The 666-nt window shown below is 65.5% G+C and carries 1 protein-coding gene; it reads left to right on the top strand.

Annotated features, from left to right (window positions below):
- Positions 1 to 23: 23 nt before the first annotated feature.
- Positions 24 to 666 (top strand): acyl carrier protein (locus tag IE239_RS41560; RefSeq protein ID WP_373308243.1); only part of this gene is annotated, 643 nt, incomplete at its 3' end.

The raw sequence follows: 666 nt of genomic DNA, 5'->3' as shown, positions 1-666 counted from the left end.
TCGACGAACAGAAGCGCCGTCTCGTGGAGTTGGTGTCGGGTGAGGTGGCGGTGGTGTTGGGGCATGCGGGTGCGGGGGACATCGGTGCGGGTCAGGCGTTCAGTGATCTGGGTTTTGATTCGTTGACGGCGGTGGAGTTGCGGAACCGTTTGCATGCGGTGACGGGTCTGCGGTTGCCGGCGACGTTGATTTTCGATTATCCGTCGCCGGGTGTGCTGGCGGAGTTCTTGCGTGGGGAGTTGGTGGGCGGGGAGGCGGTGGCTGCCGGGTCGGTGGACCGGGGGGCGTCCGGTGTTGCGGTGTCGGGGGTGTCGGAGGATCCGATTGCGATTGTGGCGATGGGGTGTCGGCTGCCGGGTGGGGTTTCCTCGCCGGAGGATCTGTGGGGTCTGGTGTCGGAGGGGCGGGACGGTATTTCGGCGTTTCCGGAGGACCGGGGCTGGGATGTGGGGCGGTTGTTCGATCCTGATCCGGATGCGGTGGGTAAGTCGATGGTTCGCCATGGTGGGTTCTTGCATGATGCGGGGGAGTTCGATCCGGGGTTCTTCGGTATCAGTCCGCGTGAGGCGTTGGCGATGGATCCGCAGCAGCGGTTGCTGTTGGAGACGTCGTGGGAGGTGCTGGAGCGGGCGGGGATCGATCCGGCGTCGTTGAAGGGCAGCCGCA

Origin of the sequence: Streptomyces humidus, assembly GCF_014649655.1 — a bacterium.
Classification (GTDB): Bacteria; Actinomycetota; Actinomycetes; order Streptomycetales; family Streptomycetaceae; genus Streptomyces; species Streptomyces humidus.
This window is presented reverse-complemented; position numbering and strand designations above follow the sequence as displayed.